A 26393-nucleotide genomic window follows, 5' to 3' on the forward strand; every position below is an offset into this window, starting at 1 on the left:
TTAGGAAAACATGTGTTACAACCGGGGTGCATATTGGTCTGAAGAATTAATAACCGTCGTTTTGTGTCAAATTACTGTTGACTAAAATGTCGTTGGCCGGGATGGGCCACAAATAATTTTTCCGCGCATCGAAAGACATTTTATAGAATGTAGTGATATATCCGGCTGTTTCCATCGGAGAGAGGTTGGGCAGACCGTTTTCGTCAATCGTCGGTATACCACCGATAGGATAGTTGCCTTCATCCCAGTTCTTCAGTAAAATTTTGAAGTCTGAAGACAATTCCAGATTGGATTCACTACCGGTCAGACCGTTCCAGCTCGCAGAACCGGACCAGGCGCGTGGCAGGTAATACATCGGCTTGTTATGTGATTTATCGGCAATACGCCAGCGTATTAAGTCACGGTAACGAAGTCCTTCAAACGCAAATTCTGAACGTCGTTCCATACGGATGATTTTCCGTAATGCGGCTTGGGATGTAACTTCTACATGTGGATAAGCTCCGGTAGCTCCGCGATAGGCTCGTTCACGCACCAGATTGATGCTTTTGTCCAAATCCTCCTGTGTACATTGTCCCATCTCGTTCTTCGCTTCTATGTAAGTCATCAGTATCTCGGCGTAGCGCAGGTAGGGATAACAGTTGTCTGAAACACCACCGTAACTGTTGTAATCTTTCCAGTTATCTTTCACGAATTTGCGGAGCATCAGCCCGTTGTAGGCGGAGTGCTGGTTAGAGGCTTTGGCATCATTGTTGAGCACCATTTGGCCGGTTGAGACTTCATACACTTTGTTTGCATAAGGACTGGGGTTATATTCATAACCAAGTGTAATGTAGTCCGGATACTTTTCGGGAAAAGTCCCGTCTACTTTCGACAGCTCATATTCGGCATAATCAGCAGAGTATTTTGTCTTGAATGGCTGGATTGTCATCGCAAGACGTGGATCACGGTTGGCAAAGGGATCCTTCGGATTATAGAGTGGCGACTTGTCGATGGGAAGGCCATCGATACAAGTATAAGAACAAAGCAACTCCAGCGAAGGACCTTGATTGGCGAAACCGCCTAACTTACGAATAACGTAGTCTTTGACACTTCCAAAAAGACCATACCCTTTCTTTAGTGTCAAATCACCTTTGAAGTAAAACATTAACTCTGATGAACTGTTGGCTTTGAATAGTTCGGCGTAATTGTCATGCAGTTTATAAATGCCTAAATTCATACATTTTTCTGCTGCCGAGGCTGCGGTCTGCCAATCGCCGTGGAAGAGCGCGAAACGAGCTTTGAAACCGAGAGCTGCCCCTTTGGTCGGTCTTTGTTGAGTTGCGTAGGAATCGGGCAGATATTCTATGGCCTTGTCTAAACATTCATAGGCATAAGCTAGTACTTCGCTTTTAGGGGAACGAACAGCTACATAGGCTTCGTCCAGGGTCATACCTTTGTTCAGGACACAATCTCCCCAATAGGTTGCCAATTCGCAATAGGCGAATCCGAGCATGAAGTATGCCTCTCCTTTATATTGGTTGACTTTGTTATCACTTAGGCCGCTTGCCGTTCCGTTGTCCAGGGATTGGATTACTTTCGTGGCACGTGCAATGGACTTGTAGAGTGAGGTCCAGCGGGTTGAAGCAGTACCCCACTGAGCAGTCACTGTCCCTAGAGTGATATCGTTGGATCCATTGCGGTTCAAAAGGTCATCGTCCCAGTCAAGGTTATCGATGGGGAAGAAGTCCGGACGCCACAGATCGTTGAGCGACATCTCAATTTCGGTTTCATCATGATACCAATTCTCACTTGCACCTTCTGATAGTGGATTCAGGTCGAGGTCGGCACAAGCAGCCATGCTTAGTGCCATTATTCCGGTAAATAGATATTTACTTATTTTATTCATACTGGATTCTCTAATTAAAATGAAACATTCAGACCAAAAATATAGGAAGACATAATGAGGTCGCTGCTGCGATCCCATTCCGGATCGTATCCGTCGGGATACTTTGAAAAAGCAGGCAAATCGTTTGCACTGAAATAGACTCTCAGTTTATTGACGAAGAACTTTTTCGTGATTTCTGACGGAATGGTGTAGCCTAAAGTGATATTTTTTATACGCATATAGGCTCCGTTAAAGAGATAGAAGTCGCTGTTGGCATAAATATTGGTATTGTTGGTCGTCAACTTGGGATATTTCGCCTTTGCGTTCTCGGCATCTGTAGCTGTCGGACTCCAATGGTTTTCGATCAGATTCAATGGACAGGCATAGGCTTGATAGTTGAACGGTGTACCGGGCCATGACCAGTAAACAAGCTGGTGACCGATACCCTGGAATGATAGGTTGAAATCGAAGTTTTTCCATTCAGCCCAGAGTGAACCTCCGTATTGCAGTTCCGGTAACGAGTTACCTAAACGTACGCGGTCGTTGGATGCTGTGATTTTACCATCCTTGTCAATATCCAGATAACGGATGTTTCCTGCCTTATCGTTGTTGGTCAGGACAGCTATCGGGTTACCGTCCTCGTCATACATAGCTGCATCATTCAGTATGATCCCCAGGTTTTTGTAGCCATACCATTCATTATAATATGAACCCTCTTCGGTAATCTTGGTTCCATCGATTTTTTGGCGGTTGGCCATATAACCCATTTTTGAGCGGTAGTCTGAGATATTAAAGCTGGCACCGTAGCGGAAGTCGTTGATCTGGTCGCTCCAGGAGAGTTCAAGATCCCAACCTTTCGTGTTCATATCGGCAGCATTGTTCTGTGGTGCGTTGTAGCCGAAATAAGAAGGGAATCCTACTTCCATCAACATATCGGTCGTCTTTTTATAATAGTAGTCGGCCGAAGCGCGCAGCCTGTTGTTTAATAGGGTGATGTCTGCACCGATACCGTAGGTCGTAGTTGTTTCCCAAGTGATGGTGTTGAATGCATAGTCTGTCTGATAGGCGGTTTGCACTACGTCTGACGATCCGGTGGAGGCGTTGGGAATGAAGCCGGTTCCGAAAGTCAGTTTGGCCTGGTAGGGGAATTCTGAACCGATACGTTCGTTACCCAGTTGTCCGATTGAGCCGCGAAGTTTCAGATAGTTAATAACACTTTTGTTGAACCAGGGTTCCTCTGAAATGACCCAACCAGCACTGACAGAGGGAAATGTACCCCAGCGGTGGCCATCGGCAAAACGTGACGAACCGTCAGAACGGATATTTGCCTGCAGCATATAACGGTCGGCCCATGAGTACATGATACGTCCGAAGAAAGAACGGTAGGCATTGTGTCCGGCATTTCCACTATTGTATTGATAATCCTCCGGACCTAAGTTCAGGTAGGGAAAGTTCACTAAGCTATAATTTGTGCGTGATGCACCTTCATTTTCCCAGTTATAGGAGTAGTCTTCGTAACCGGCCATGAGTCCGATGGAGTGGCGTTTCAATTGTAACTTGTAGTTGGCATAGAATTGCATAGTCAGACTATGTGTGTCGTTGCGTGTTTCGTTCAGGCTGGTTGTTGCATAGCCTGATCCGGGAATGGCATCTCCACTGATCCGGAACACGTCATATTTCTTTTTATGGTCTTTCCCTTTGTAGAAAGTATATTGGGGTGCCGCGATTGCTGTCAGGGTCAGTCCTTCTATCGGTGTGAGATCCAACTGAATCTTACCGTTAATACGATAGTTCTGACCTTTGACAGTTCCCCCCAGATCATGTAGCGCAAAAGGGTTGTCGCCATCCTTACCATCGGCATAGCTACCGTCGACCCAATAAGAGTTGTAGAGTGGAGAACGGGCCATGAAGTCTTTGATAATACTGCCTTCTGCACTGTGTGGTGTAACTGTGCTGGAGTAAAGTAGGTTCACGTCCACATTCGCATGGATCCAATTGTTGATATTGTAGTCGTTGTTTGAACGTACATTAAAACGCTCATAGTTCTTTTTGTCGTAAAGGGCATCGGCATTGTAGTAATTGAGGCTGAAATTCGTTTTCAGTTTTTCGGTACCTCCGCTGAGGGAGAAGGAGTGGCGCTGATGATGCGTAGAACTTTTAATACCCATTCCCATAAAATCTGTATCTGGATAACGGTCAGGATCTTCAGCCCGCAGTTGTGCATAGTTGTTGATCAAATCTTCCGAATAGGCCGAGTGGAGGGAAGAAGCACCATCGTTATAGGCGAGTTCGTTGTATCCTTGCATCCATTGTACAGCATTGGCAAACCTAGGCTTGGCTGTTGGTGCATCAATGCCGTATTCCACGCTGTAGGAAAGATGGAAGTTCTTATCCTTGGCGCGTTTTGTTGTGATCAGGATGACACCGGCAGCCGCACGTGAACCGTATATGGCTGCTGAAGCTGCGTCTTTCAACACCTGGATATCTTTTACGTCTTCGGGCGCAATGTCGTTAATATCACCCGGGATACCGTCCACGATTACCAGCGGGTCATTGGTTGATAGTGTTGTGACACCACGTACACGAATGGTAGCTCCGGAAGTAGGATCACCGCTTGAGCGTGTGATCTGTACACCGGCCATCTGTCCCTGCAGCTGATTAGAAAGTTGCGGGGTGTTTTTCATCTGAAGTTTGTCACCACCCAGAGAGGAAGTTGAACCGGTCAGGTCAATTTTGCGGGCCGTACCGTAACCGATCACTACTACTTCATCTAGATTCTGCAGGTCTTCCGTCAGTTTAATTATGAATTGGTTCTTGCCATCTATAACTATCTCTTGCGTATTATATCCGATATAAGAAACTTTTAGTGTTGCGTTTTGTGCAACATGAAGGGAGAAGTATCCTTCGAGATCTGTAATGCTACCGTTGGAGGTACCTTTTTCAACCACATTTGCACCAATGACCGGTTCACCATCTGCATCAATGACTTTACCTGTAATATGCTTGGTCTGTTGTTGCCGGACAGCATAGGCTTTGCGGATAATGTTAATGTTCCGATCGTTGATTGTATAAGTCAGGTTTGTTCCAATTAAAGCCTGTCTCAGAACATCATCGATCTGCAGGTTAGTTGCTTTTACATTGACATCGATGTTTTTCACTTCTTCATCGACATAGAAGAATAGAAACTCGCTCTGTTTCTCTATCAGGGAAAACAGTTCAGTGAGGGATATTCGCTCTGCTTTGATTGAAACGGTTACAGATTGAGAATAGGATGATTCTATTGCTACTGCCTGAAACAGAGCGACGAAAAGTAAGATGACCGTGATTTTCATAATTGAGAAAAGTTTTTTTAAGTCTTTGGCTAAGAAAGACCTGTAATACGAAACATTTTCCATATTTTTGTACTGATTTAAAGATTGATAATTCGCTTCATCCACAATGTTTGGCCACGGAGGGGAGGAAGCGGAGAATTAAAATTGAAGATTTGAAAACCGGTTGTACTTTCAGGTATGACCGGTTTTTAGGTTAATGTTGGTACTATTTCATAGGCATTCTGTTTTTATTAATAAAAGTTTATCTGATATAGTATGTATTATTCTTATTTTCCCATTTCATAGGTAGACTTCGTGAAATTACTTTCAGAATTTCATCCAAGGTTTGTTCTTCGCTGAAACCACCGGATACCGTCATTGATGGTTTCGTTAATTTCTTATTTCCAATAATGATCTGTACATTGTATCTTTTTTCAAGTTCTTTTGCCAAATCTGTGAACATGATCATTTTATATTTTATCAGACCTTCTTTCCAAGAGATTTCTTTTTCTATATCAACTTCGTGTACATCAATGTTACCGGTTGTATAATCGAATGTAGCTTGTTGATTGGGATATAATTTTATTTTTTGCCCGGATCCCTCGAAAGATACACATCCTTCTATCAGTGTGGTAATGATTTTATCAGATCCTTTGTCAATCTTTGCATTAAACACTGTTCCCAGCACTTTAATGGTTCCCCTGTTTTTATTTTCCACTTCAAGGGAAACTTCGAACGGGCTATCAGGATTTTTAGTTACTTCAAAAAAAGCTTCCCCCTCCAGTTTTACTGACCGGTTGTTTTTTCCGAAAGCATCTGAATAGGTAAGTGTGCTATTTTTATTTAGTGTAACTTTTGTTCCATCACGGAGTGTGAATTCTGATTTGTTGTTATTGGTGAGATAAGTGTAATACTCTTTGCTTTTCCCGTTTGTACTGGTTATACTGAAAAAAGATGAGATCGTGATAATCAGAACAATTGAAGCGACAACTGACAGGAGGATCGGAATCAGATACTGTTTCCCGGGAGTTTGATGTCTGTTTATTTTATCCTGTAGTTTTTCTAATGAAACAGATGGGTTTACGTATTGATTAGATGCAATATCTGCACTCCAGTAACTTTTTAGCAGACTGAATGTTTTATGATTTTCTTCTTTTTCATTCATCCAGTTGCTGATGAACAGAATATCTTCAGCCGACGCTTCTCCGGCTAAAACTCGTGCTATAATATGATCTATTTTATTTTCCATCTTTGTTACTTCTAGTATTATAGTCGTAACGTATATGGAAAAACCCTTAGTTGTAAATTGAAAAAATAGTATTAATTTTATAATTAAAACCGTACCTGCAATCGAACCTGCATCATATTGATTTCGCATTTACCCAATGCAGAATACTTGTCCATCCAAAGATGTGCGTAGTTCAGGCGGGAAGAAATGTATTTGTTGAAATAATAATTGATGCCGATGGATACGTCGTGCTGGCTTCCTCCTGTGATATGGCTGCTGAAATCATTCAGGTTCGTATAGTTGTAACGGCAGGCAAGCAGAATAGAATGTGGGTCTTCAGGCATTACCGGTATTGCATCGAGTGCATCGTAAGCATATTTGCTCCCTTTTAGGAGGAATCCGCCCAATATATATCCTCCGTGGGCGGAATAGGAGGGTTGGGAAGAATTTTGTTTGATTTTCGTGTAAAGAAACTCTGTTTGTAACAGCCATTTTTTTTGAAACAACAGGCATTCTACGTTCGACTGAACCTGATTTTTGGCATGTTTGAATGTCAAATCTAACGTTCGGGGGATGGAATATAAGTAACGCCTTTTGTCTTTAACCGGATTTGTTGTTCACCGGTTTCCGTATTTTCATCAGGGACTTTGAATAAAGCTCCTGTGCCTATATGGAATAATTGTCCCGGAGAATTTATTGGGCGCCAGACGACACGTCCGGAAAAGTTATAACCGGGTTTGGTTGTCTCGGAGAAGCTGAGTCCGTCACCGCAAAAAGCACCGGCTGATAAATAATAAGAAGGAAGGGAACGTGTGTAGGATATGCCTATTCTGCGATCCGGATAGAAAGTTTCCGCCACATTGGAAGCTGTGTTGAAAATTAAATCATTTGTGCTGGTCGATTGGTCGATACTGTAATAACCGAGCATATAACCGGCACGGAAATAATTTCCGTCTTTGCCATATTCGGTGAATGCATCTTTCAGTGTTATCTTATTGTTTGCAAAGCCTACATCTATTTTGGTATACCAGTTCGAATAGATACGGACTTTAGCTGCCAGCCGGACATCTGCGATATGCGCTCCGGCATGTAACTCTTTGGGAGAATAAATATAAACACCGCCATCCAGGAATAAACGGCCTGATAATTTCCAGTCGATAGGTGAAGAATCCGGCGTTGCAAAAACTGAAAAAGCAAATAGAATAAGTAGAAATAAGGGTGTTATCCGTCTCATGAAAAATGTTCCTTTACAGTATTGAAACTGTAAAGGAACGAAAAAAATGGAAAAAATCGAAGTGATATTGTAAAGATATTGGTTATAGACCGAGTTATATCGTTTATTACTAAGACAGGAATTTTGAAAATACCCCTACTGGTATGGAAAGAAATATTGTAGTTTGGAAGATACAAAAAAACGAAAGGGAAAGTCCGGATTTGACTCCGGGCGTTTCCCTCTCTAACTTAACCGACCCCCTTATTTCCCAATAAGTTTTATATTACAAATGTATGTGATTTGTGACAATGATTTGTTTCGTAATTCAAGCAATTGGTATTAAAGGTCAGACAAATTTCATTTTGTTTTCTGCCACTTTATCTTTTGGCCGATAAAAGGAAGATTTCTATATATTGTTGTTTTGAAAAGAACAACAGGCTGTTGATGTTTGTTTCGGTTCGGGAGTATTGAGGGATAGCGGTGACTTTTTTATTTATTCTTCTTTTCTAAGAAATTCGCGTAGTTTTTTGATAGCAGTAGCAAGGTGGGCTTCAAGTGTTTTTACGGAAATTTCCAATATAGCTGCTACCTCTTTATATTTGAGCTTATCTTCACGGACTAACTTGAATGCCGTTTTACATTTTGCCGGCAATGCTTCAATGGCATTATTTAGTTGGTTGATTTTTTCTTTGGAAATGAGGTCGTCTTCCGGAGTTGTTTCTGTATGGATGAAAAGGTCTATTGAAAGTTCGTTCAATTCTATTTGTTCCATGTGTATGGAACGGTAATAGCTGATAGCTTTATGTCTGGCGATAGAATAAATGTAAGAATCGAAATTCGTTACTTTCAGTAGAGATTTTCTATTATTCCATACTGCCAGGAAAGTATCGGAAACAATTTCTTCTGCTTCCACTGTGGAGGAAACATAGAGTCTCGTAAATCGTATTAACCTTTGGAAGTAAGTCAGGTATAACGATTTAAAAGCAGCTTGGGAATCGGTCAATGCCATTTCACAGAGCCATTGCAGTATGTCATCTTTATGGTCGGTCAATGATTGAAAGTTAATAACTATGATATTGTAGTCGCATTTTAGAAGAAAAACCCTTAGTGTGATAACTTTCTTTTTTCTCCCTTGTTTTAATAATAAGGGCGTTTTAACAATTGTAACATGTTTGTAATATCTGTGTAACACATGTGAAATATTTGTTTCAGACCTTTGTTGTCGAATATGTAACACTCATTTATGGAAACATTCTATCTGTTCCTCGTAATTTTTCTTTTCGTGCTGGCGGTATTTGACCTGTCGGTCGGAGTCAGTAATGACGCAGTAAACTTTTTGAATTCTGCAATCGGTTCGAGGGCCGCATCGTTTAAAACTATTATGGTCATCGCCGCAATCGGTATTTTTGTCGGTGCTTCTTTGTCTAACGGTATGATGGATATTGCCCGGCATGGGATTTATCAGCCGCAACACTTCTTTTTCTCTGAGATTATGTGTATCCTGCTGGCTGTTATGCTGACCGATGTCGTACTGCTCGATATCTTTAATTCATTGGGGATGCCGACATCGACGACCGTTTCGCTTGTGTTTGAATTGCTGGGAGGCACGGTGGCCCTGTCACTGGTCAAGATAGCCAATTCCAACGGTGCTTTGCAGTTGGGGGATTTGCTGAATACCGATAAGGCTTTTACCGTGATTCTCGCCATCTTCCTTTCTGTGGCGATTGCTTTCTTCTTCGGAAGCGTGGTGCAGTATATTTCGCGTCTCATCTTTACATTTAATTATAAGAAACATACAAAATACTTTATAGCGCTGTTTGGCGGCCTGGCGGCTACTTCCATCCTTTATTTTATGCTGATAAAAGGGTTGAAGGAAAGTTCTTTTATGACCGGCAATCTGAAAGAGCTTATTTACGGCAATACCAGCATGGTGGTGTGGGGTGCTTTTATTTTCTTTACTATCCTGATGCAAATCCTTCACTGGCTGAAGGTGAATGTATTCAAGATTATTGTGATGCTGGGTACTTTTGCCTTGGCATTGGCTTTTGCCGGAAATGACCTGGTGAACTTTATCGGTGTTCCTCTGGTTGGCTATTCTTCCTATATGGATTTGATGGCGCAGGGGGGAACGACGACGACGGATACATTCCTGATGGGTTCGCTGCTTGCTCCGGCTCAGACACCCTGGTATTTCCTGGTCGGTTCCGGTCTGGTGATGGTGATTGCATTGGCTACTTCCAAGAAGGCGCATAATGTGGTGAAGACTTCGTTGGATTTATCCCGCCAGTCGGAAGGAAACGAGAGTTTCGGAACATCACCGGTGGCACGTATGCTGGTCCGCACTTGCAATAATGCTTCCAGTACGATTCTGAGTGTGGTTCCGCCGAAAGTAAAGGACTGGATTGACAGCCGTTTTAATAATGATGAAATTATTCTGGAAGACAAAGCCAGCTTTGACCTGGTCCGTGCTTCGGTTAATGTGGTACTTTCGGGATTGCTGATTGCGTTGGGTACTTCTCTGAAGCTGCCGCTTTCGACGACTTACGTGGCATTTATGGTGGCAATGGGCAGTTCGTTGGCCGACCGTGCCTGGGGACGGGAAAGTGCGGTTTACCGTATTACCGGTGTGCTGTCGGTTATCGGCGGATGGTTTATTACGGCGGGAGCTGCTTTTACGATTTGCTTCCTGGTTGCTATCGTTATTCATTTTGGAGGCATTGCAGCGATGGCGGCGATGGTCGGCCTGGCAGTTTATATGTTGATACGTAGCCAGATTGCTTATAAGAAAAAGATGAAGAAAGAAGCCCTGAAGGAAGAAGTGAACACGACAGTTGCCAAACTGCGTGATACGACAGACAGCCGCGAAGCCCTTTCTTTGTTCCGTGAACATAGCCGCGAAGAATTACAGTCGGTATTGCTGTTTACTGCGGATGCACTCGACCGCTCCGTCCATGGTTTCATGAATGAGAATCTCCGGGAGCTGCGTAAAGTCCTGAATGAAATAGAAGAGAAAAAGATACATCTGAAGCAAGTAAAACGTGTCGGTACGCTGGGCGTAACGCATCTGGAACACGATATTGCCGTCGAAAAGGGATTGTATTATTATCAGGGGAATGATTTCGCCAGCGAGATTATCTTCAGTGTCCGCCGTCTGACAGAACCCAGTAAGGAGCATGTGGATAATAACTTCAGTCCGCTCAACGATATTCAGAAAGAAGATTTCAGCAAAATGACGGAGAGCATCATTACTTATCTGAAACGTTGCGCAGCCATGATTGAAACGAACGATTATCATCGTCTGGACGATGTCATAGTCGAATCCGTCTCCTTGACCAACCAGCTCACCGCCCTGAAGAAAGGTGAATTGAAACGTATACAGGGACAGAGCGGAAGTACGAAGGTAAGCATGGTCTATCTGAATATGGTACAGGAAGCGCAGAACGTTGTATCGTTTACTGCAAACCTGGTGAAAGTAAGCCGTAAATTCCAAAAGGAATAAGGATGAAAAACGGCACCGGGGCAAAATGCTTTATAGTGTTATCCGCTAGTCGATTACAGTTTCCTCGTAGTTTCTGTTTCAGGAAACTGTAGTTTCCTAATAAGGAAATTGTAAGGAAACTATAAGAAGTTTATAAAGGAACTGTCAGGAAAGAAGATGCCGGCTTTATAATGCCAGCATCTTCTTTTCTTTTATCAGGTCGCTTTCGTCCATGCGGAGAGAAGGGACGGTGCACATTTTGATGTAATCGCCGGTCTGGCAGGTGTAGTCGTAGTAGGATTGTTGTTCGGGCGTGAAGTCTTCTTTGGCTATCAGGCCGTTTTTCATTGCCAGAAACTCTTCGATGTCCGTACTTTCCGATTCCTTTATGAGGACGATACGGCGGGCGACCGGATTGCGGTTGTAATCCAGTCCCAGATATAAACCGCGCAGCTGGCGGGGATTCTTGAACATGGGAATTTGCAGATAGACAGTAACCAGCGTTAACGGGGGAACCGGATTTTCACTGAACATGCAATAGAAGTTTTGAGGGTCCCCGTTTACCCCGATGCCCCATTGCACTTCATCGTATGCATTGAGCCGGCCGATACGGATATGGTCCTTATTGTCGGACAATGTGATTATATAAGGTTCGCATTTCAGGCAATCGCTGGAGGAAGAGAGACTATAGCTGGTATATAACCCGCAGATGTTGGTCGTCTTCCGGGCGGAAAGAGATAATTCCTCGTTGAGCGACTCGATGAAAGGAATCCCTTTCTGTGTGTGCAATGCCGCCGGTTCCAGTTCGTCGAGCCGGTTCAGCGTGTTTTCCAGTCCTGAAAGCAGTTTTCTTTTGGATACGTTATTAACCAGCGATAGCGCCTGGTCGAGCGCCTCTTCCTGCGGCATTGTTTTGGCCGATTCAAAATAAGCGGGCAAGACGGTCGTATAGAGCGATGACAATACGCTCGGAGCCATTCCCACCCAATCGGCTATTTCTTTCATCTTCGTACCGTTGTTCCTTAAATATTCAATCCTTTTGTAGAGTTCTGAGAAGTCATTCATCATGTAACATTTTCTTTAATACAATACAAAATAACGCCCCGTTTGTTGCATTTCCGTTACATGAATGTTACATAAATATTTCTTTATAATTTATTGATATTTAGTTATATATTAATAATACATATTCATGTGTTCAGTAATATTCCTGTAACATCTCCGGGATACTTTTGCCGTCGAAAACAAAACGACAGCATGATGAATAATTTGTTACATATCAACGAAACAACCCGGAAACGTCTTTCCGATTTTCTTTTTATCCTTTGGGCTGGAGGAGCCGCCTTGTTATCCTATTCATTAGTATATGCACTACGCAAACCTTTTACGGCTGCCTCCTTTGAAAATGCGGAATTCTTCGATTTGGATTATAAAGTGGTGGTGACAATCTCACAGATACTGGGATATGTCATTTCCAAATTCATAGGGATTAAGCTGATTTCCGAGTTGAAGCCGGAAGAACGGTTTAAGTTTATCCTCACTTCTGTGCTGCTGGCGGAGTCTTCGCTTATTTTATTCGGATTGCTTTCCACGCCGTTCAATGTGGCTGCCATGTTTCTGAACGGGTTGTCGCTGGGATGTATGTGGGGAGTCATTTTCAGTTTTATCGAAGGACGCCGGGTGACGGATATTCTGGCAAGCCTGCTGGGAGTCAGTATGGTGATTAGTTCGGGTACGGCCAAGTCTGTCGGGTTGTATGTCATGAACCATCTCCATGTAAGCGAGTTCTGGATGCCGGCCCTGATTGGTGGCGTTGCGCTTCCCCTCTTGTTGTTGCTCGGTTGTGCGCTGAACAAACTTCCGGAGCCTAACAAAGAAGACATCGCTATGAAGTCCGAACGCGAAACATTGAACGGACAGCAACGCTGGGAGTTGTTTAAGAGCTTTATGCCTTTCCTCAGTATGCTTTTCGTGGCAAACATAGCCATTGTAGTCCTGCGGGATATAAAAGAAGATTTCCTGGTGAATATCATAGATGTCACTGCTTATTCCCCCTGGCTTTTTGCCCAGATTGACAGTGTGGTGACGTTGATTATCCTGGGGATATTCGGTTTGATGGTCTTTGTGAAAGACAATCTGAAGGCATTGTCCGTCCTGTTCGGTCTTATCATCATGGGGATGATTGCGATGTCGGTCGTTTCTTTCGGGCAGGACCGGTTCCGTCTGTCGCCTGTGACATGGCTGTTTATCCAGAGCCTGTGCCTGTATATTGCCTATCTGACTTTCCAGACTATCTTTTTCGACCGGTTCATCGCCTGTTTCAAGATACGTGGAAATGTAGGGTTCTTTATCGTGACGACAGACTTCCTGGGATACACCGGAACCGTATTGGTTCTTATCCTGAAAGAGTTTTGTAACCCCCATATTAATTGGGCGGTATTTTATAATCAACTAGCCGGTTATGTTGGCATCTTTTGTTGTATCACTTTCATCTGTTCTTTCGTATATTTGCATCAACGTTTCCGTAAAGAAACGGGTATGACAGCCGCCAGGGAAGAGACACTTGAAGCCACTCCGCAGAATGCCATCACCGTAGCCTGAGAGAAATAATAAAAACTAGTATATAAAGTTATGAAGAAGATTTCGTGTGTAATTATGGACTGGGCCGGAACGTCCGTCGATTTTGGTTGTTTCGCTCCTTTGAACGCCTTCCTGAAAGTCTTTTCGGAAGAAAAAGGAATAGACATTACTTACCGTCAGGCACGTGAGCCGATGGGACTTCTTAAGATAGACCATATCAAGGCTATTCTGAATATGCCGGAGGTGAATGATAAATTCCGTGCACGTTATGGCCGCGACTGGAATATGGACGACGTGAACGAGATGTATCAGAGTTTCGAAAAGCATCTGTTCGCTTCCCTGAAAAACTTTACGACTCCGATACCCGGTGTACTGGATACTATCCGACTGTTACGTGAAGACGGACTGAAGATTGGTTCGACAACCGGCTATACGCAAGCTATGATGGACGTGGTTCGTCCGGGTGCTGCTGCGAAAGGTTATGTGGTGGACAACCTGGTGACTCCCGATGATGTCCCCGCAGGCCGTCCGGCTCCTTATATGATTTATAAGAATATGATTGACCTGGCTATCCCGTCGGTGGATAATGTGGTGAAAGTGGGTGATACGATTGCCGATATTAAAGAGGGAGTGAATGCGAAAGTATGGACTGTCGGTCTTATAACGGGAAGCAACGAGATGGGGCTTTCGGAAGAAGAATACAACCGCCGCTCTGCCGACGAACTGGCCGGACTGAAACACGAAGTACGTGAACGCATGTTGGCTGCCGGTGCCCATTTCGCATTGGACAACATCACGGAACTTCCTGCTTGCATTGAGAAAATTAACAGATAAAATAAGGACATAATAGCTATCATTGAATATGAGAAATTATCTTTTACTGACACCCGGCCCATTAAGTACGTCACAGACCGTGCGCGAAGCCATGCTCCAGGATTGGTGTACCTGGGATAAAGATTATAATGGAGGAATCGTAACCCCAATCCGTAAAGGTCTGCTGGCTATCGCCGGACTGGATGAAAACGAATATACTGATGTGCTCCTGCAAGGCAGCGGAACCTACTGTGTGGAAGCAACCATCGGAGCCGCCGTGAAACCGACCGACAAATTGCTTATCCTTGCCAATGGTGCTTACGGGAAACGTATGGCGCAGATTGCCGGATATTACCATATCGACCATGTCCTGGTCTCTTTGCACGAAACAGAACTGATAACAGGCGAAGTTGCCCGCCGTGCCCTTGAAGAGAATCCGGGCATTACTCATCTTTCGATGGTACACAGCGAAACGACGACCGGCCTGCTGAACCCGATTGAAGAGGTGGCGGAAGTCATTCGCGGCAAGGGTATCACTTTTATTGTCGATGCCATGAGCAGCTTTGGCGGTGTACCTATCGACATGAAGAAGCTGGATATCGACTTCCTGGTGAGTAGTGCCAATAAATGTATCCAGGGAGTTCCCGGTTTCGGTTTTATCATTGCAAAGAGGGAAAAGCTGATGGCTTGCAAGGGTGTGGCCCGTTCATTGTCACTGGATATCTATGACCAGTGGGAAACGATGGAGAAGGGTGGAGGTAAATGGCGTTTCACGTCTCCCACACATGTAGTCCGTGCCTTTTACCAGGCTATGAAAGAGCTGAACGAAGAAGGAGGTATTGTCGCCCGTTACGAACGTTATAAAAAGAACCACCGTACATTGGTTGACGGAATGCGTGCACAAGGTTTCAAGACCTTGCTTCCCGATGCTTCCCAGGGTCCGATTATCACTTCTTTCCTTTATCCGCATGCAGGGTTTGATTTTAACGCATTCTATGCAGCTCTGAAGCAGAAAGGATTTGTGATTTATCCGGGTAAAATATCCGATGCGGATACTTTCCGTATCGGTAATATCGGCGATGTGTTTCCGGAAGATATGGAGAAGCTGCTGGAGGCAATCCGGAATACTGATTACAAATAGAATATAACTCTGAAAACAGTTGATATACTATATTATAACCGGATGTCGCCGCTCACTTCCGGTTATAATTAGCCCAATCTGAAAAAAATGCAAGAATAATGAGCCGATAATTGCTTTTATATTGTATATGATAATAATTTTGAGTACGTTTGCTCCCATTAAAAATCAAGTTATTCAGGAGATTGTTCGAAATTGATTCATCAGTGCCTATTTAGTTGATGGATGGTAGTAATTTAATAATAAAAGCAAATGAAACGGTCAGATTTAATTGCAGCTATAGCTGCTGAAAGTGGTTGTAGTAAGAAAGATGTAGATGCAATGCTTGAAGCATTTTGTTCTGTTGCGACTAATGCACTTCGCCAGAGGGACCCAATAGTGCTGAAAGGCTTTGGTACTCTTTCTCCAAGAGAGCAGAACAGTCGTCCGGCCCGCAATCCCAAGACAGGTGAGGTTGTTATTATCCCGAAACGTCTGAGTGTGAAGTTCAGCGTTGGTAAGTTCCTTTTTGAAGACCTGAACAAGTAACTGCTATCGGTGGGCGATGGAATCCCGCAGGACGAGTATTCCTTCCGGTCCCATATTGAATAGTAAGTCTACGATACTTAAGTTGGGGAGGAATCCGAATTTATCTCGAAATACCTGATAATAGGGTTGCGGGAGAAAGGCGGAATCTTCCCCTTCGTGTTTCGGGCGGATGATTTCCCGGAAATCGTTCGGTACTTCCGGCATGTAAACTTCCGTATAGACAACGTTCGGTTGCAGGTCCAGCAACCGGCAGACCAGCATGCGCAGCTCCTCGTTGAAATCAAACAGGAACTTATATTTCTTCTCGTAGAACGGTGCGAAATCTTCCTCATAATATTCAAAGAACGGACTCATATTATAAGCCGAGACTAGTGCATTCCAATGCAGGTGGCGCCAGTTCCCGTGGTCGGATATGCGGATATCCTTCGTCGGGCATTTCAGCGTGTCGGGCTTGACGATGGGGACGGAGAGTGACAGCGGACCGTTGGCAGCCGCGATTGTACAGCGGTTGCGGTAGGTTTGCTTCAGATAGTTTTCGGCTGTTTCTATCCGTACCTCTTCAAATTGGTAGAGTTTGCAGTATTGTTGTACCGGGCCCAGGTAGGCTGAAGAAATATATACAGGTTGCATGATTAGTTTACGGGTTTAAAAATTCGTTGCCGGTCTTTGCTGTACCAGCAGAGCCAGGCGTTTCCAATGATATGGTTGCGTGGGATGAATCCGAGGTGACGCGAATCCACCGCTTCGTTGGCATTGTCGGAAAGCATCCAGTAATAATCCTGATTGAAGAAGAAGAAATCTGTTTCCCGACCGTCCAGGAATAACTTCCCGTCACGGAACACGGCCTTGTCGCCGGCTTCGGCCCGGATGGCTTCACGGCAGGCGGTGAGTGCAGCTGCATTGAGGCGGTAGGCTCTGCCTTTTTGGGGAACAACCAGTTCGTACGTATCCATCGGGTTTTTAAGGAAACGGATGTTGGCATCTTCCGATAATTCTTCTCGTATCTGATATTCCTCAAAGGAAGTCAGGTTGAAGGAGATGCCGAACGGTTCTTCTTTCATCTCCCTGAGCGGGATATTCAGTTTCTTCTGTGCCGCCAGTACTTCCTCCTGTGCCGCCTGTGTCACGATATAAGTATTGAGTGACCGGGGAGAATGAGGAATCAGCCTTCCGTTTACCCGGTATCCGTCATTACTAATCCGGATTGTGTCGCCCGGCATACCGATACAACGGCTCAGAAATAACGGGCTCGATGTCGTATCTTTCAGCAGCGGACTGGTAAATAGAACTACCCGGTTGCGCCCCGGGTTGTCTTTCTGCGGGAGCTTATTTACCAGCATATAATCGCCTTTATGCAGGGCAACTTCCATGGAGTCGGTCGACACGCGATACGACTCCATACAGAAATAACGGATTACCATAACGCCCCCCACCAGCAACACGATTGTCACCAGCCATTTTACTGCGGATATGAAGGAGCGCTTTGTCATTATTCTTAATTCGGATGCACCATGCGGAACAGACGGTTCCAGCGGATACCACCGTCGAACAGGCTGCGGTCTTTATCCAGTGACAACCAGATAAGGATAGGCTTTCCTACGATATGGTCTTCTGGAACAAATCCCCAGGAGCGGCTGTCGGCACTGTTGTGACGGTTGTCGCCCATCATCCAGTAATAATCATATTTAAATGTATAGTCTGTTTCCGGCTTCCCGTTGATATAATATGTACCGTCTTTTTCTTCCAGTGTATTGTTTTCGTAGTTTTTGATGCAACGGCCGTATAGAGCGATGTTACGTTCGTTCAGTGGTATTGTCGCCCCTTTCTTCGGAATCCACAGAGGACCGTAGTTGTCGCGTGTCCAACCTGTTTCATACCATGCCGGATAAGTCAACCCCGAAAATGCATCCGGTTCGATTACAATCTTTTTCACAATAGGCAGTTTCTCGGCTATCGCCAGTGCCTTCTTGGTCAGCGGCATGCGATAGACCGGATTGTACTGTCCGGGGGCAATCGATTCGAAACCGAGGAAAGACATTAAATCCTGGTAATATCCGTTGTTGGAAACCAGTATCCGGTCTTCTTTGCTTACGTTCATCAGGCGGAACTGTTCTTCCGTGATAGGGGAACCATCCGTTTCGACATAGTAACAGAACTGCATATTCTCCGGATTCTCTGCTGCTTTACCATCGATATATACCTGGTTGTCGCGTATTTCTATGGTGTCGCCCGGCATACCGATGCAACGTTTCACATAGTTTTCACGTTTGTCTACAGGACGGTAGACTACATCCCCGAAAGTGTTTTTATCCATCCAGATACGTTCGCGTCCGTGCTGCATAACCAGTTCGTCATAGCTCGGATTCTGCTGTTTCAGGGCGACTGTGTCGCCGGCAGGAAAGTTGAACACTACGATATCATTGCGTTTTACATGACCGAAACCTTTCACCCGTTTGTAACCCCATTCCGGCCAGTCCAGATATGATTTACAGTTGAAGAACGGCAGCGTGTTCTGTACCAGCGGGAACGACAGCGGCGTGTTCGGAACACGCGGACCGTAACTCAGCTTGCTTACAAACAGATAATCGCCTACCAATAAAGATTTCTCCAACGAAGAACTCGGAATCTGATAATTCTGGAAGATGAACAGATTAATGAAATAGACGGCAATCAGTGCAAACAGGATATCGTCCACCCATTCCAACGCATTTCGTACTGCTGGGTTCTTTGACCGTTTCCAGGCTCCCCAGGGAATATATTTGGTCAGGAAAATATCTACGAGTACAATCAACCCGAGCAACAACCAGAGGTTCTGCATCCAGATTGAAAAGAGTATATACAGCACGGCAGAGATGCCGAACTTAATCCATTGTTTCTTGGAAATTTGTTTCATTTGCTGACTAATGTGGAATTAAAATTTAAGCATATCGTCCATACCCAGAAAGCCTTTCTTCCCGGCGGTAAATTCAGCGGCAACGACAGCGCCGAGTGCGAAACCTGCGCGGCTCTTGGCGTCATGTTTGATACTGATATAGTCGACATCCGACTCATAGGTCACCTCGTGGATACCCGGCACTTCGCCTTCGCGGATGGCGTGGATTGGCAGGTCGGTTGGCTGTTCGGCTGTTTCCAGTGTCCAACGGTCTTTTCGGTCTACGTTTTCAATGATTCCTTCTGCCAGTGTGATAGCGGTACCGCTCGGAGCATCCAGTTTGTGGATATGGTGCGTTTCCGTCATGCTGATATTGTAGGAAGGAAAATTATTCATGATTTTCGCCAGGTACTTGTTGAGGGCGAAAAAGATATTTACTCCGATGCTGAAATTGGAAGCGTAGAAGAATGTCTTGCCTTCCTTTTCACATTTCTCTTTTATTTCGCCGATACGGTCCAGCCAGCCGGTTGTGCCGGAAACAACGGGAACGCCGGCAGCGAAACTCTTCATATAATTGTCGAATGCCGTGGCCGGAGTCGTGAACTCGATGGCTACATCTGCGCTCTTGAAATTAGCTGACTGAAATTCTTCCGGGTTGTTTATATCTACGATAGAGACGATTTGGTGTCCTCTGTTCAATGCAATCTGCTCGATGGTTTTACCCATCTTTCCGTAACCGATAAGTGCAATCTTCATAATCTTTTCAGAATAAAATGAATAAATAAGCTAATAATTTAGCCTTCAGGGGTGCAAATATAAAGAAAATGAATTAGATTTGTGGCATAAATCTTAACTCTGAAAAGAATATGGAACGTTTATTACATTATGTTTGGAAATACAGACTGTATCCAACGACTTCGCTTCTTACTACTGACGGACGTACAGTATCGGTCATTGACCCCGGAACACCCAATACCGACGCGGGCCCGGACTTCTTCAATGCAAAGATGAAAATAGACGGTACTTTGTGGGCTGGGTGTGTTGAAATCCATGACAAAGCCTCCGACTGGCTGCTTCATCGCCATGATAAGGACAAGGCTTATGATGCCGTTGTTCTCCATATTGTGGAGGTGTCGGACTGTATCGTTTACCGGATGAACGGAGAGGTTATTCCGCAAATGGAACTGACAGTGCCGGAGTCGGTTGTGCGGAATATCGACTGGTTGCTTCATCATGACAACTCTCTTCCCTGTGCCGGATATATCCCTCAAATGGAGCCCGTTCACATTACATCGTGGCTGGGGGCTCTGCTCGGCGAACGGCTGGAACGGAAAACGGCCGATATATTCCGTTTGCTGGACCAGTATGCCGGTGACTGGAACGAAGTCTTTTATATTACTTTAACCCGCAATTTCGGTTTCGGTGTGAATAACGACATCTTCGAGCGTCTTGCCAAGAGCTTACCGCTCAGGTATATTCAGAAGCAACGCGGCAGCAGTTCGCAGGTCGAAGCGATGCTGTTCGGACAGGCCGGGATGCTGAATGAAGCGATCGATTGCCCTTATTATCGTTTGCTGCAACGCGAGTATCAGTTTCTTCGCTATAAATTCGGATTGACTCCGCTGGACTGTTCTCAATTCAGGAACCTTCGTACCCGGCCCATCAATTTCCCCTGTCTGAAGTTGGCGCAACTGGCGGCTGTCTGGATGCAATACGATACCTTGTTTTCTGTTATCCTGACGGCAGGCAGTATCGGTGAGATTAAGCAATGTCTGCGTGTCACACCTTCCGCTTATTGGGAGACGCATTATCATTTCCGGAGCGCTTCCGCTATAAAAGAGAAAACAGTCGGGGAGAATTCTTTGTGTATATTGTTGATAAATACGGTAGTTCCCATTCTTTTCGCTTACGGAGTCAGGAATAAGCAACCCGAATACTGCGAGCGTGCAATCCGTATCCTTGAAAATCTTCCTTCGGAGAAGAATACGATTGTTTCGGGTTTTAGCCGGGCAGGGATAAAAGTCTGCCATGCAGGCGACAGTCAGGCGCTGATTCAATTGAAACGGGAGTATTGCGAGAAGAAGAAATGTTTGTATTGCCGGATCGGGTACAGGTATCTGAAACGGGGTATTCCCTCTTTATAGAATGCAAAGATTTCTTATTTAGCGTATATATCACTATTAGTCACCGGATTTTTCCCTATTTTTGCCATCTGATTAAAAAGCGATTGAATGGGTAACAGATATATAAAAGATTTATTGCTGGTACTGTGCGGAGTGTTTCTGTTGGTAACCATGTATTCGTGTGCCAATATGGCTTCTCCGAACGGGGGACCTTACGACGAGACCCCCCCTAAATTCATAAGCAGTCTGCCTGCCCCTAATCAGACGAATTATAAGGGGAAGAAGGTGGAGATTCTGTTTGATGAACTGGTTCAGCTGGACAAGCCGTCGGAGAATGTAATCATCACGCCGCCGCAGATGCAATTACCTGTGATCCGTGCCGCGGGAAAGAAGGTCGTGGTCGAACTGAAAGATACACTGAAAGAAAATACGACTTATACGATCGACTTCACCAACTCGATCTCCGATAATAACGAGAAGAATGTATTCGAGAATTTCTCCTTTGCCTTCTCTACCGGTGATGTGATCGATACGCTGGAGGTATCGGGTATCTTGCTGAATGCCGAAAACCTGGAACCTATGCCCGGTATCACGATCGGTCTGCATAAGAACCTGGAGGATTCGGCATTTGTGAAACTGCCTTTCGACCGTACTTCGCGCACGAACGATAAAGGACAGTTCACCATCCGCAATATCTCTCCAGGCAGTTACCGTATTTTCGGTCTGAACGATGTCAACCGCGACTATAAATTCGACCAGCCGGGCGAGGAGATTGCGTTTAACGACTCCATTATTATCCCTTCGCTGGAGTTGACCACCCGGCAGGATACGCTCTGGAAAGACAGCCTGACTATCGATACGATCCGTACGGTTGCCTATACGCGTTATTTCCCGGATGATATCGAATTGCGTCTGTTCAAGGAAAACTTCGTGCGCCAGTATCTGCTGAAACCGGAGCGCCAGCAGGAAAACTTGCTGACCATACGGTTCAACGCTCCGCTGGATACCGTACCGCTTCCGAAGCCGCTCAACTTTACGCCGGAGAATCCTGACTGGTTCTTTACACAGGAAACGGAGGCGGGAAAAGGCGTTAATTTTTGGCTGACCGATTCGCTGGTATGGAAACAAGATACGTTGCAGGTGGAACTGTCGTATCCGAAGAGCGACTCGCTGAACGTTCTCCGACCGCAAACCGATACGCTTCAGTTTGTGATGCGCCGCCGTCCCGAAAAGAAGAAAAAGAAGAAAGATGACGAGCCGGAACCGATCGTCTTCCTGGGTATGCAGATCGACGCGCCCGGTTCGATGGACTTGTTCGATACCGTATCCGTTACGTTCAATGAACCGATCCTCGAACTGCCGAAGGAAGTCTTCTATCTGGACCAGAAGGTCGATACGGTGTGGACTCCGGTTGATTTCGAGCTTTTCCCGGACTCTACCAATAGTCTGAATTACTTCATTCGCCGTCCGTGGAAATATGCCGAGGAGTATCGCCTGTCAGTGGATTCGGCAACGATCTTCAGTCTTTATGGCAAGTGGAACGAACCGTATTCGGCTGAGTTCAAGATCAAGAAAGAGGATGAATACGGACACTTATATATTAATGTAGAAGGAATTGATACGACCGCTTATGTGGAATTGCTGAACGGCAGTGATGCCCCGGTGCGGAAGGCGAAGGTGAAGAACGGCGGTGTCCTTTTCATGGACCTGAAACCGGACAAGTATTACGCACGCCTGGTGGTCGACCTGAATGACAACGGCAAATGGGATACCGGCAATTATGCCGATAAACGCCAGCCGGAAGAAGTCTTTTATTCGCCAGTTCAGTACAACGTATTGCAGAACTGGCAGGTAGAAGAGACTTGGAATGTCAAGGCAACCCCATGGGCAAAACAGAAACCTATCGAGATTACAAAGAATAAGCCGAAAGAGGCAACCAAGAAGAAAAGAAATTACAAAGATGAAGGACAACAGAAGTCTTCTTCGCGCAATAGCGGTATGGGCGGCAGCATGGGCATGCCGTTCTAAAGGAACCGGTTTATGTCTGCCGGTCCTGTTGTTGCTCCTTTCCGGAGTGGCCGGTGCGCAGACTATTCCGGTGAAAGAGCGGTTCAATGCCGGTGAGGAGGTGCAATATGAATTGTACTTCAAATGGGGTATTCTGATGCCGCGCGCCGGACAGGCAACCTTATCCATTAAAGATACCCGCTATGAGGATAATCCGGCTTATCATTATAACCTGTTATTCCGAACTTCCGGCATGTTTGAGAAGATATTCTCCATGCGCGATACGATCGACTGCTATTTCACGCCTGAGATGCTGTTACTCCGTAGCGAGAAACGGGTGAATGAGAATGACTACTATCTGATCGACGACCTGAAGTTCTCTTATAGTACAGGGAAGACTTCGGCCCATTCCCATCGCTATACGCCTTCACGGACGAAGATCGACACGATGATCGTTTCCGAACAATATATGTTCGATATGCTGGGTGCCACCATGTATCTCCGCTCGCTGGACTGGGATAACATGAAACAGGGCGATGAATTTCCGTTTCATGTGGTGATCGGACGGGACCGGATCAACATCAGTTTCCGCTATACCGGGCAGCAGATCGTGGAACGCAACGAGACACTGAAATACCGTACCCGACATTTCTATATCGATATTTTTGACGACGCTTTCACCCAAAGCAAGGCGGCTGCCGAAATATGGATCGGGGACGATGAGAACCATATCCCGGTCAAGATTCGTGCTAAGCTGAAGATAGGAGCGGCCGAGGTCTATTACAAATCATCCAAAGGATTGCGTTACCCGCTTACTTCGCGGGTGGAAATTCCCCGGCGTTAGGCAGTGAGAGAGTGAAACGTGTTTCGGAGTAAGGCTGTGAACTGACCAGGAGTTCGCCGCCATGCATCCGTACGATCTGGCGTGAAAGGCTCAGGCCGATACCCGTACCCTTGTTCTTGGTTGTGAAGAAAGGAATGAAAATATCTTCCAGCATATCGTGGGGGATGCCCGGCCCGTTATCCGTTACTTCGATCAGGGTCGTGGTGCCGGGTTGTTTTACCGTGAGTGAGATTTCACCGTTATCCTGTCCTTCCAATGCTTCCATCGCATTTTTCAACAAGTTGATCAAGACCTGTGAGAGCAGTTCTTCATCGGCATTGACTGTTATTTCGTCTTGGCAGAGGTAAACAGTCAGACCGATCTGTAAACGTTGCAGGTCCGACTGGAACAGCAGTTCGATGTTGCGTACCTGGCGGGAGAGGGAGAACGGATTGGGATTGGGAGCCTGCAACCGTGCCAGTTGGCGGTATGAATTGGTGAAGTTCATAAGGCTCTGTCCCTGGCTCTTGATCGTATCCAGTCCGCGGACCGTCTTCCGGATGGTGGCGTCGTTGATCTCGTCGCAGCTTTTCGTCGTGTCGTTGCTCCGGTAATAGGAGAGGAGCGTGCCTGAGAGGGAGACGATCGGAGCGATCGAGTTCATGATCTCGTGGGTCAGGACGTGCATCAACTTGTCGTATGCCTCGTATTCTTTCCGTAACAGTTCGCGTTCGAACTCTTTCTGCTTGCTCTCCGTCATCAGGCGGTGGATGCGGTTGAATGCCGTATGCAGGCGGCGTTGTTCTTCCGGTCCGCTGTTTTCGGGGAAGTAAAGCATCGACTCATTGTCTTCGATGGCATCGAGGAACAGTTGGATACGGCGGTTCGATGTATTGAGGAAATAGACGAGGATCCCGACCAGCCATAAGGCGATCAGTAGGGTGACGCATCCCAGTATGATGGCTTTACCGGTGATAATACCCGTTAGTCCCACGCCGGTAACAAGGAGGATGAGCGCGACCTGGAAGACTATCTTCAGATAGATGCGTGTGCTGAACATTCGTTTCACAGGTTGAACCGTTTTAGTTTGTTATATAAGGTCTGCCGGCTTACCCCCAGTTGCTCGGCGGCAGCGGTCAGGTTGCCGTCGTTCTGGGTAATAGCCGCCTCGATCGTCTTGCGTTCCACTTCTCCCAGGTTGGGGGCATCGGAGAACGAGACGGATTTTCCGGGACGGATAAAGAGGTCGGCGGCACGGATTACATTTTTCTCGGCCAGGATCACTGCTTTCTCGATGGTATGTTGCAGTTCGCGTATGTTGCCCGGCCAGTCGTAACGTTCCAGTTTGGCGGCTGCCTGTGGATGGATAGTCAGGCCAGGCTGGTTGTACAGGGCCGTATACTTTTTCAGGAAGTAGTCGATGAAAAGGGGAATATCTTCCCGGCGGTTCCTGAGAGGCGGTATCTCTATTTGTATGGTGTTGATGCGATAGTAGAGATCCTCCCGGAAAAGAGATTGCTTCACCAGTTCCGGCAGGTCGCGGTTGGTGGCGGCGATCAGACGTATGTCGATCGGGATTTTACGGTTGCTTCCCAATCGGGTGACTTCGCGGTTCTGCAGGGCGGCGAGCAGTTTGGCTTGCAGGCCGACCGGGAGGTTGCCTATTTCATCCAGAAACAGGGTGCTTCCGCTGGCAGCCTCGAATTTACCCGGCCGGCTTTCGCGGGCATCGGTAAAGGCACCTTTTTCATGTCCGAACAGTTCGCTTTCGAAAAGGGATTCACTGACGGCTCCCATGTCCACGTTGATCATTTCCCGGCGGCTGCGGAGCGACAGGCGGTGTATTTCGCGGGCGAGCATTTCTTTACCTGTACCGTTCTCGCCGGTGATAAGGATGTTCGCATCCGTTTTGGCAACCTTGGTCACGACCTTGATCAGTTTCATCATAACGGCGGAGTGGCCGATGATCATGGCTGGCTCCACAGGGCGGTCGGGTCGGTTACGATCGGTCTTCTGTTTGACCTTTTCCCGTTCTACGGCTTGTAAGGCGGCGTGTATCTTTTCGAGCAGGACTTCGTTGTCCCAGGGTTTGAGTATAAAATCAACGGCTCCGCTTTTCAAGGCTTTGACAGCTAGTTCCACATCTCCGTAGGCGGTAAGCATGATGACCGGCAGTTCGGGGGCTATTTCCTGGATACGGCGTAGCCAGAACAGGCCTTCGTTTCCGGTGTTTACGCCTGCGGAGAAATTCATATCTAGAATGACAAGGTCGACCGGCATCGTATCCAGCACGGATAAGATGCTGTTCGGGTTGGAGGCGGTCTCTACCCGTTCGAATTCATCTTCCAATAATAATTCGAGCGAAGTCAGTACACTTTTATTATCATCTACAATGAGAACTGTTCCGGTTTGCAT

Annotated in this window: 21 protein-coding genes; 8 read left to right on the plus strand and 13 right to left on the minus strand. The window is 45.9% G+C overall.

The features are described from left to right. Positions 1 to 46 precede the first annotated feature (46 nt). The 6 genes from C825_RS02675 to C825_RS02700 all read right to left on the minus strand — a co-directional run bounded on the left by C825_RS02675 (position 47) and on the right by C825_RS02700 (position 8625). Positions 47 to 1885 carry a RagB/SusD family nutrient uptake outer membrane protein gene (locus C825_RS02675; RefSeq protein WP_009860631.1) on the minus strand — a complete coding sequence of 613 codons (1839 nt, stop codon included), beginning with the start codon at positions 1883 to 1885 and terminating at the stop codon, positions 47 to 49. A gap of 14 nt (positions 1886 to 1899) precedes the next feature. Next, positions 1900 to 5259, minus strand: a complete 3360-nt coding sequence (locus C825_RS02680) for a TonB-dependent receptor (protein WP_009860632.1) — start codon at positions 5257 to 5259, stop codon at positions 1900 to 1902. 178 nt (positions 5260 to 5437) lie between these two features. Next, positions 5438 to 6553, minus strand: coding sequence for a FecR family protein (locus tag C825_RS02685; protein ID WP_228100062.1), 1116 nt, complete (start codon positions 6551 to 6553; stop codon positions 5438 to 5440). Beyond that, positions 6508 to 6960, minus strand: a complete 453-nt coding sequence (locus tag C825_RS02690) for a porin (RefSeq protein WP_250690556.1) — start codon at positions 6958 to 6960, stop codon at positions 6508 to 6510. Before C825_RS02690 ends, C825_RS02685 begins: the two co-directional genes overlap by 46 nt. 2 nt (positions 6961 to 6962) lie before the next feature. Beyond that, on the minus strand, positions 6963 to 7637 hold the full coding sequence (locus C825_RS02695; RefSeq protein ID WP_250690557.1) for a porin: 675 nt from the start codon (positions 7635 to 7637) through the stop codon (positions 6963 to 6965). 472 nt (positions 7638 to 8109) lie between these two features. After that, the gene (locus C825_RS02700) at positions 8110 to 8625 is read right to left on the minus strand and encodes an RNA polymerase sigma-70 factor (protein ID WP_180334977.1); all 516 of its coding nucleotides are present in this window, start codon (positions 8623 to 8625) and stop codon (positions 8110 to 8112) included. Between the two features lie 234 nt (positions 8626 to 8859). On the opposite strand from C825_RS02700, the gene C825_RS02705 reads away from it, so the two are divergent. Next, positions 8860 to 11115, plus strand: coding sequence for an inorganic phosphate transporter (locus C825_RS02705; RefSeq protein ID WP_010801318.1), 2256 nt, complete (start codon positions 8860 to 8862; stop codon positions 11113 to 11115). 165 nt (positions 11116 to 11280) lie between these two features. Here C825_RS02705 and C825_RS02710 read toward each other — a convergent pair whose 3' ends face one another. Next, the gene (locus C825_RS02710; RefSeq protein ID WP_044215106.1) at positions 11281 to 12159 is read right to left on the minus strand and encodes a hypothetical protein; all 879 of its coding nucleotides are present in this window, start codon (positions 12157 to 12159) and stop codon (positions 11281 to 11283) included. A 195-nt stretch (positions 12160 to 12354) separates the two neighbouring features. Here C825_RS02710 and C825_RS02715 point away from each other — a divergent pair, with 195 nt between their 5' ends. The 4 genes from C825_RS02715 (at position 12355) to C825_RS02730 (ending at position 16153) form a co-directional block, all read left to right on the plus strand. After that, entirely contained in the window at positions 12355 to 13695 is a 1341-nt protein-coding gene (locus tag C825_RS02715) for a DUF5690 family protein (protein ID WP_044215105.1), read from the plus strand. Between the two features lie 30 nt (positions 13696 to 13725). Continuing rightward, a complete protein-coding gene (phnX, locus tag C825_RS02720) occupies positions 13726 to 14508 on the plus strand; it encodes a phosphonoacetaldehyde hydrolase (protein ID WP_010801320.1) in 783 nt (260 codons plus the stop codon). 28 nt (positions 14509 to 14536) lie between these two features. Then, positions 14537 to 15628 carry a 2-aminoethylphosphonate--pyruvate transaminase gene (gene phnW, locus C825_RS02725; protein WP_010801321.1) on the plus strand — a complete coding sequence of 364 codons (1092 nt, stop codon included), beginning with the start codon at positions 14537 to 14539 and terminating at the stop codon, positions 15626 to 15628. Positions 15629 to 15877: 249 nt separating this feature from the next. Beyond that, the gene (locus C825_RS02730; protein ID WP_009860641.1) at positions 15878 to 16153 is read left to right on the plus strand and encodes an HU family DNA-binding protein; all 276 of its coding nucleotides are present in this window, start codon (positions 15878 to 15880) and stop codon (positions 16151 to 16153) included. Between the two features lie 3 nt (positions 16154 to 16156). On the opposite strand, the gene C825_RS02735 is transcribed toward C825_RS02730, so the two are convergent. Genes C825_RS02735 through dapB form a run of 4 tightly spaced genes read right to left on the minus strand, consistent with a single transcriptional unit; the run spans position 16157 to position 19781 of the window. Further along, complete coding sequence (locus C825_RS02735; RefSeq protein WP_010801322.1) at positions 16157 to 16783, minus strand: WbqC family protein; 627 nt, start codon at positions 16781 to 16783, stop codon at positions 16157 to 16159. Positions 16784 to 16785: 2 nt separating this feature from the next. Beyond that, on the minus strand, positions 16786 to 17643 hold the full coding sequence (lepB, locus tag C825_RS02740) for a signal peptidase I (protein ID WP_010801323.1): 858 nt from the start codon (positions 17641 to 17643) through the stop codon (positions 16786 to 16788). 5 nt (positions 17644 to 17648) lie between these two features. Next, on the minus strand, positions 17649 to 19046 hold the full coding sequence (lepB, locus tag C825_RS02745; protein WP_009860644.1) for a signal peptidase I: 1398 nt from the start codon (positions 19044 to 19046) through the stop codon (positions 17649 to 17651). Between the two features lie 18 nt (positions 19047 to 19064). Further along, a complete protein-coding gene (gene dapB, locus C825_RS02750; protein WP_010801324.1) occupies positions 19065 to 19781 on the minus strand; it encodes a 4-hydroxy-tetrahydrodipicolinate reductase in 717 nt (238 codons plus the stop codon). Positions 19782 to 19891: 110 nt separating this feature from the next. Between dapB and C825_RS02755 the strand changes: the two genes are divergently transcribed. The 3 genes from C825_RS02755 to C825_RS02765 all read left to right on the plus strand — a co-directional run bounded on the left by C825_RS02755 (position 19892) and on the right by C825_RS02765 (position 23999). Then, positions 19892 to 21169, plus strand: a complete 1278-nt coding sequence (locus C825_RS02755; protein ID WP_010801325.1) for a DUF2851 family protein — start codon at positions 19892 to 19894, stop codon at positions 21167 to 21169. 87 nt (positions 21170 to 21256) lie between these two features. After that, positions 21257 to 23176 (plus strand): Ig-like domain-containing protein, encoded by a 1920-nt coding sequence (locus tag C825_RS02760; RefSeq protein WP_010801326.1) that lies wholly within the window; start codon positions 21257 to 21259, stop codon positions 23174 to 23176. Next, positions 23109 to 23999 carry a DUF3108 domain-containing protein gene (locus C825_RS02765; protein WP_044215008.1) on the plus strand — a complete coding sequence of 297 codons (891 nt, stop codon included), beginning with the start codon at positions 23109 to 23111 and terminating at the stop codon, positions 23997 to 23999. The genes C825_RS02760 and C825_RS02765 overlap by 68 nt, the downstream gene beginning before the upstream one ends. Here C825_RS02765 and C825_RS02770 read toward each other — a convergent pair. Continuing rightward, the gene (locus tag C825_RS02770) at positions 23968 to 25038 is read right to left on the minus strand and encodes a sensor histidine kinase (RefSeq protein ID WP_044215006.1); all 1071 of its coding nucleotides are present in this window, start codon (positions 25036 to 25038) and stop codon (positions 23968 to 23970) included. The two genes, C825_RS02765 and C825_RS02770, sit on opposite strands and share 32 nt — an antisense overlap. Positions 25039 to 25043: 5 nt before the next feature. After that, complete coding sequence (locus tag C825_RS02775; RefSeq protein ID WP_010801328.1) at positions 25044 to 26393, minus strand: sigma-54-dependent transcriptional regulator; 1350 nt, start codon at positions 26391 to 26393, stop codon at positions 25044 to 25046.

The organism is Parabacteroides sp. ASF519, assembly GCF_000364265.2.
GTDB classification, from domain to species: domain Bacteria; phylum Bacteroidota; class Bacteroidia; order Bacteroidales; family Tannerellaceae; genus Parabacteroides; species Parabacteroides goldsteinii.

Coding starts and splice junctions, on each gene's coding strand:
- lepB (WP_010801323.1), bottom strand. CDS start 17,643: ATGACAAAGCGCTCCTTCATATCCGCAGTAAAATGGCTGGTGACAATC.
- C825_RS02765 (WP_044215008.1), top strand. CDS start 23,109: ATGAAGGACAACAGAAGTCTTCTTCGCGCAATAGCGGTATGGGCGGCA.
- C825_RS02755 (WP_010801325.1), top strand. CDS start 19,892: ATGGAACGTTTATTACATTATGTTTGGAAATACAGACTGTATCCAACG.
- phnX (WP_010801320.1), top strand. CDS start 13,726: ATGAAGAAGATTTCGTGTGTAATTATGGACTGGGCCGGAACGTCCGTC.
- C825_RS02715 (WP_044215105.1), top strand. CDS start 12,355: ATGAATAATTTGTTACATATCAACGAAACAACCCGGAAACGTCTTTCC.
- C825_RS02700 (WP_180334977.1), bottom strand. CDS start 8,625: ATGGCATTGACCGATTCCCAAGCTGCTTTTAAATCGTTATACCTGACT.
- C825_RS02770 (WP_044215006.1), bottom strand. CDS start 25,038: ATGTTCAGCACACGCATCTATCTGAAGATAGTCTTCCAGGTCGCGCTC.
- C825_RS02675 (WP_009860631.1), bottom strand. CDS start 1,885: ATGAATAAAATAAGTAAATATCTATTTACCGGAATAATGGCACTAAGC.
- C825_RS02760 (WP_010801326.1), top strand. CDS start 21,257: ATGGGTAACAGATATATAAAAGATTTATTGCTGGTACTGTGCGGAGTG.
- C825_RS02680 (WP_009860632.1), bottom strand. CDS start 5,259: ATGGAAAATGTTTCGTATTACAGGTCTTTCTTAGCCAAAGACTTAAAA.
- C825_RS02705 (WP_010801318.1), top strand. CDS start 8,860: ATGGAAACATTCTATCTGTTCCTCGTAATTTTTCTTTTCGTGCTGGCG.
- C825_RS02695 (WP_250690557.1), bottom strand. CDS start 7,637: ATGAGACGGATAACACCCTTATTTCTACTTATTCTATTTGCTTTTTCA.
- C825_RS02710 (WP_044215106.1), bottom strand. CDS start 12,159: ATGAATGACTTCTCAGAACTCTACAAAAGGATTGAATATTTAAGGAAC.
- phnW (WP_010801321.1), top strand. CDS start 14,537: ATGAGAAATTATCTTTTACTGACACCCGGCCCATTAAGTACGTCACAG.
- C825_RS02685 (WP_228100062.1), bottom strand. CDS start 6,553: ATGCGAAATCAATATGATGCAGGTTCGATTGCAGGTACGGTTTTAATT.
- dapB (WP_010801324.1), bottom strand. CDS start 19,781: ATGAAGATTGCACTTATCGGTTACGGAAAGATGGGTAAAACCATCGAG.
- C825_RS02775 (WP_010801328.1), bottom strand. CDS start 26,393: ATGCAAACCGGAACAGTTCTCATTGTAGATGATAATAAAAGTGTACTG.
- lepB (WP_009860644.1), bottom strand. CDS start 19,046: ATGAAACAAATTTCCAAGAAACAATGGATTAAGTTCGGCATCTCTGCC.
- C825_RS02730 (WP_009860641.1), top strand. CDS start 15,878: ATGAAACGGTCAGATTTAATTGCAGCTATAGCTGCTGAAAGTGGTTGT.
- C825_RS02735 (WP_010801322.1), bottom strand. CDS start 16,783: ATGCAACCTGTATATATTTCTTCAGCCTACCTGGGCCCGGTACAACAA.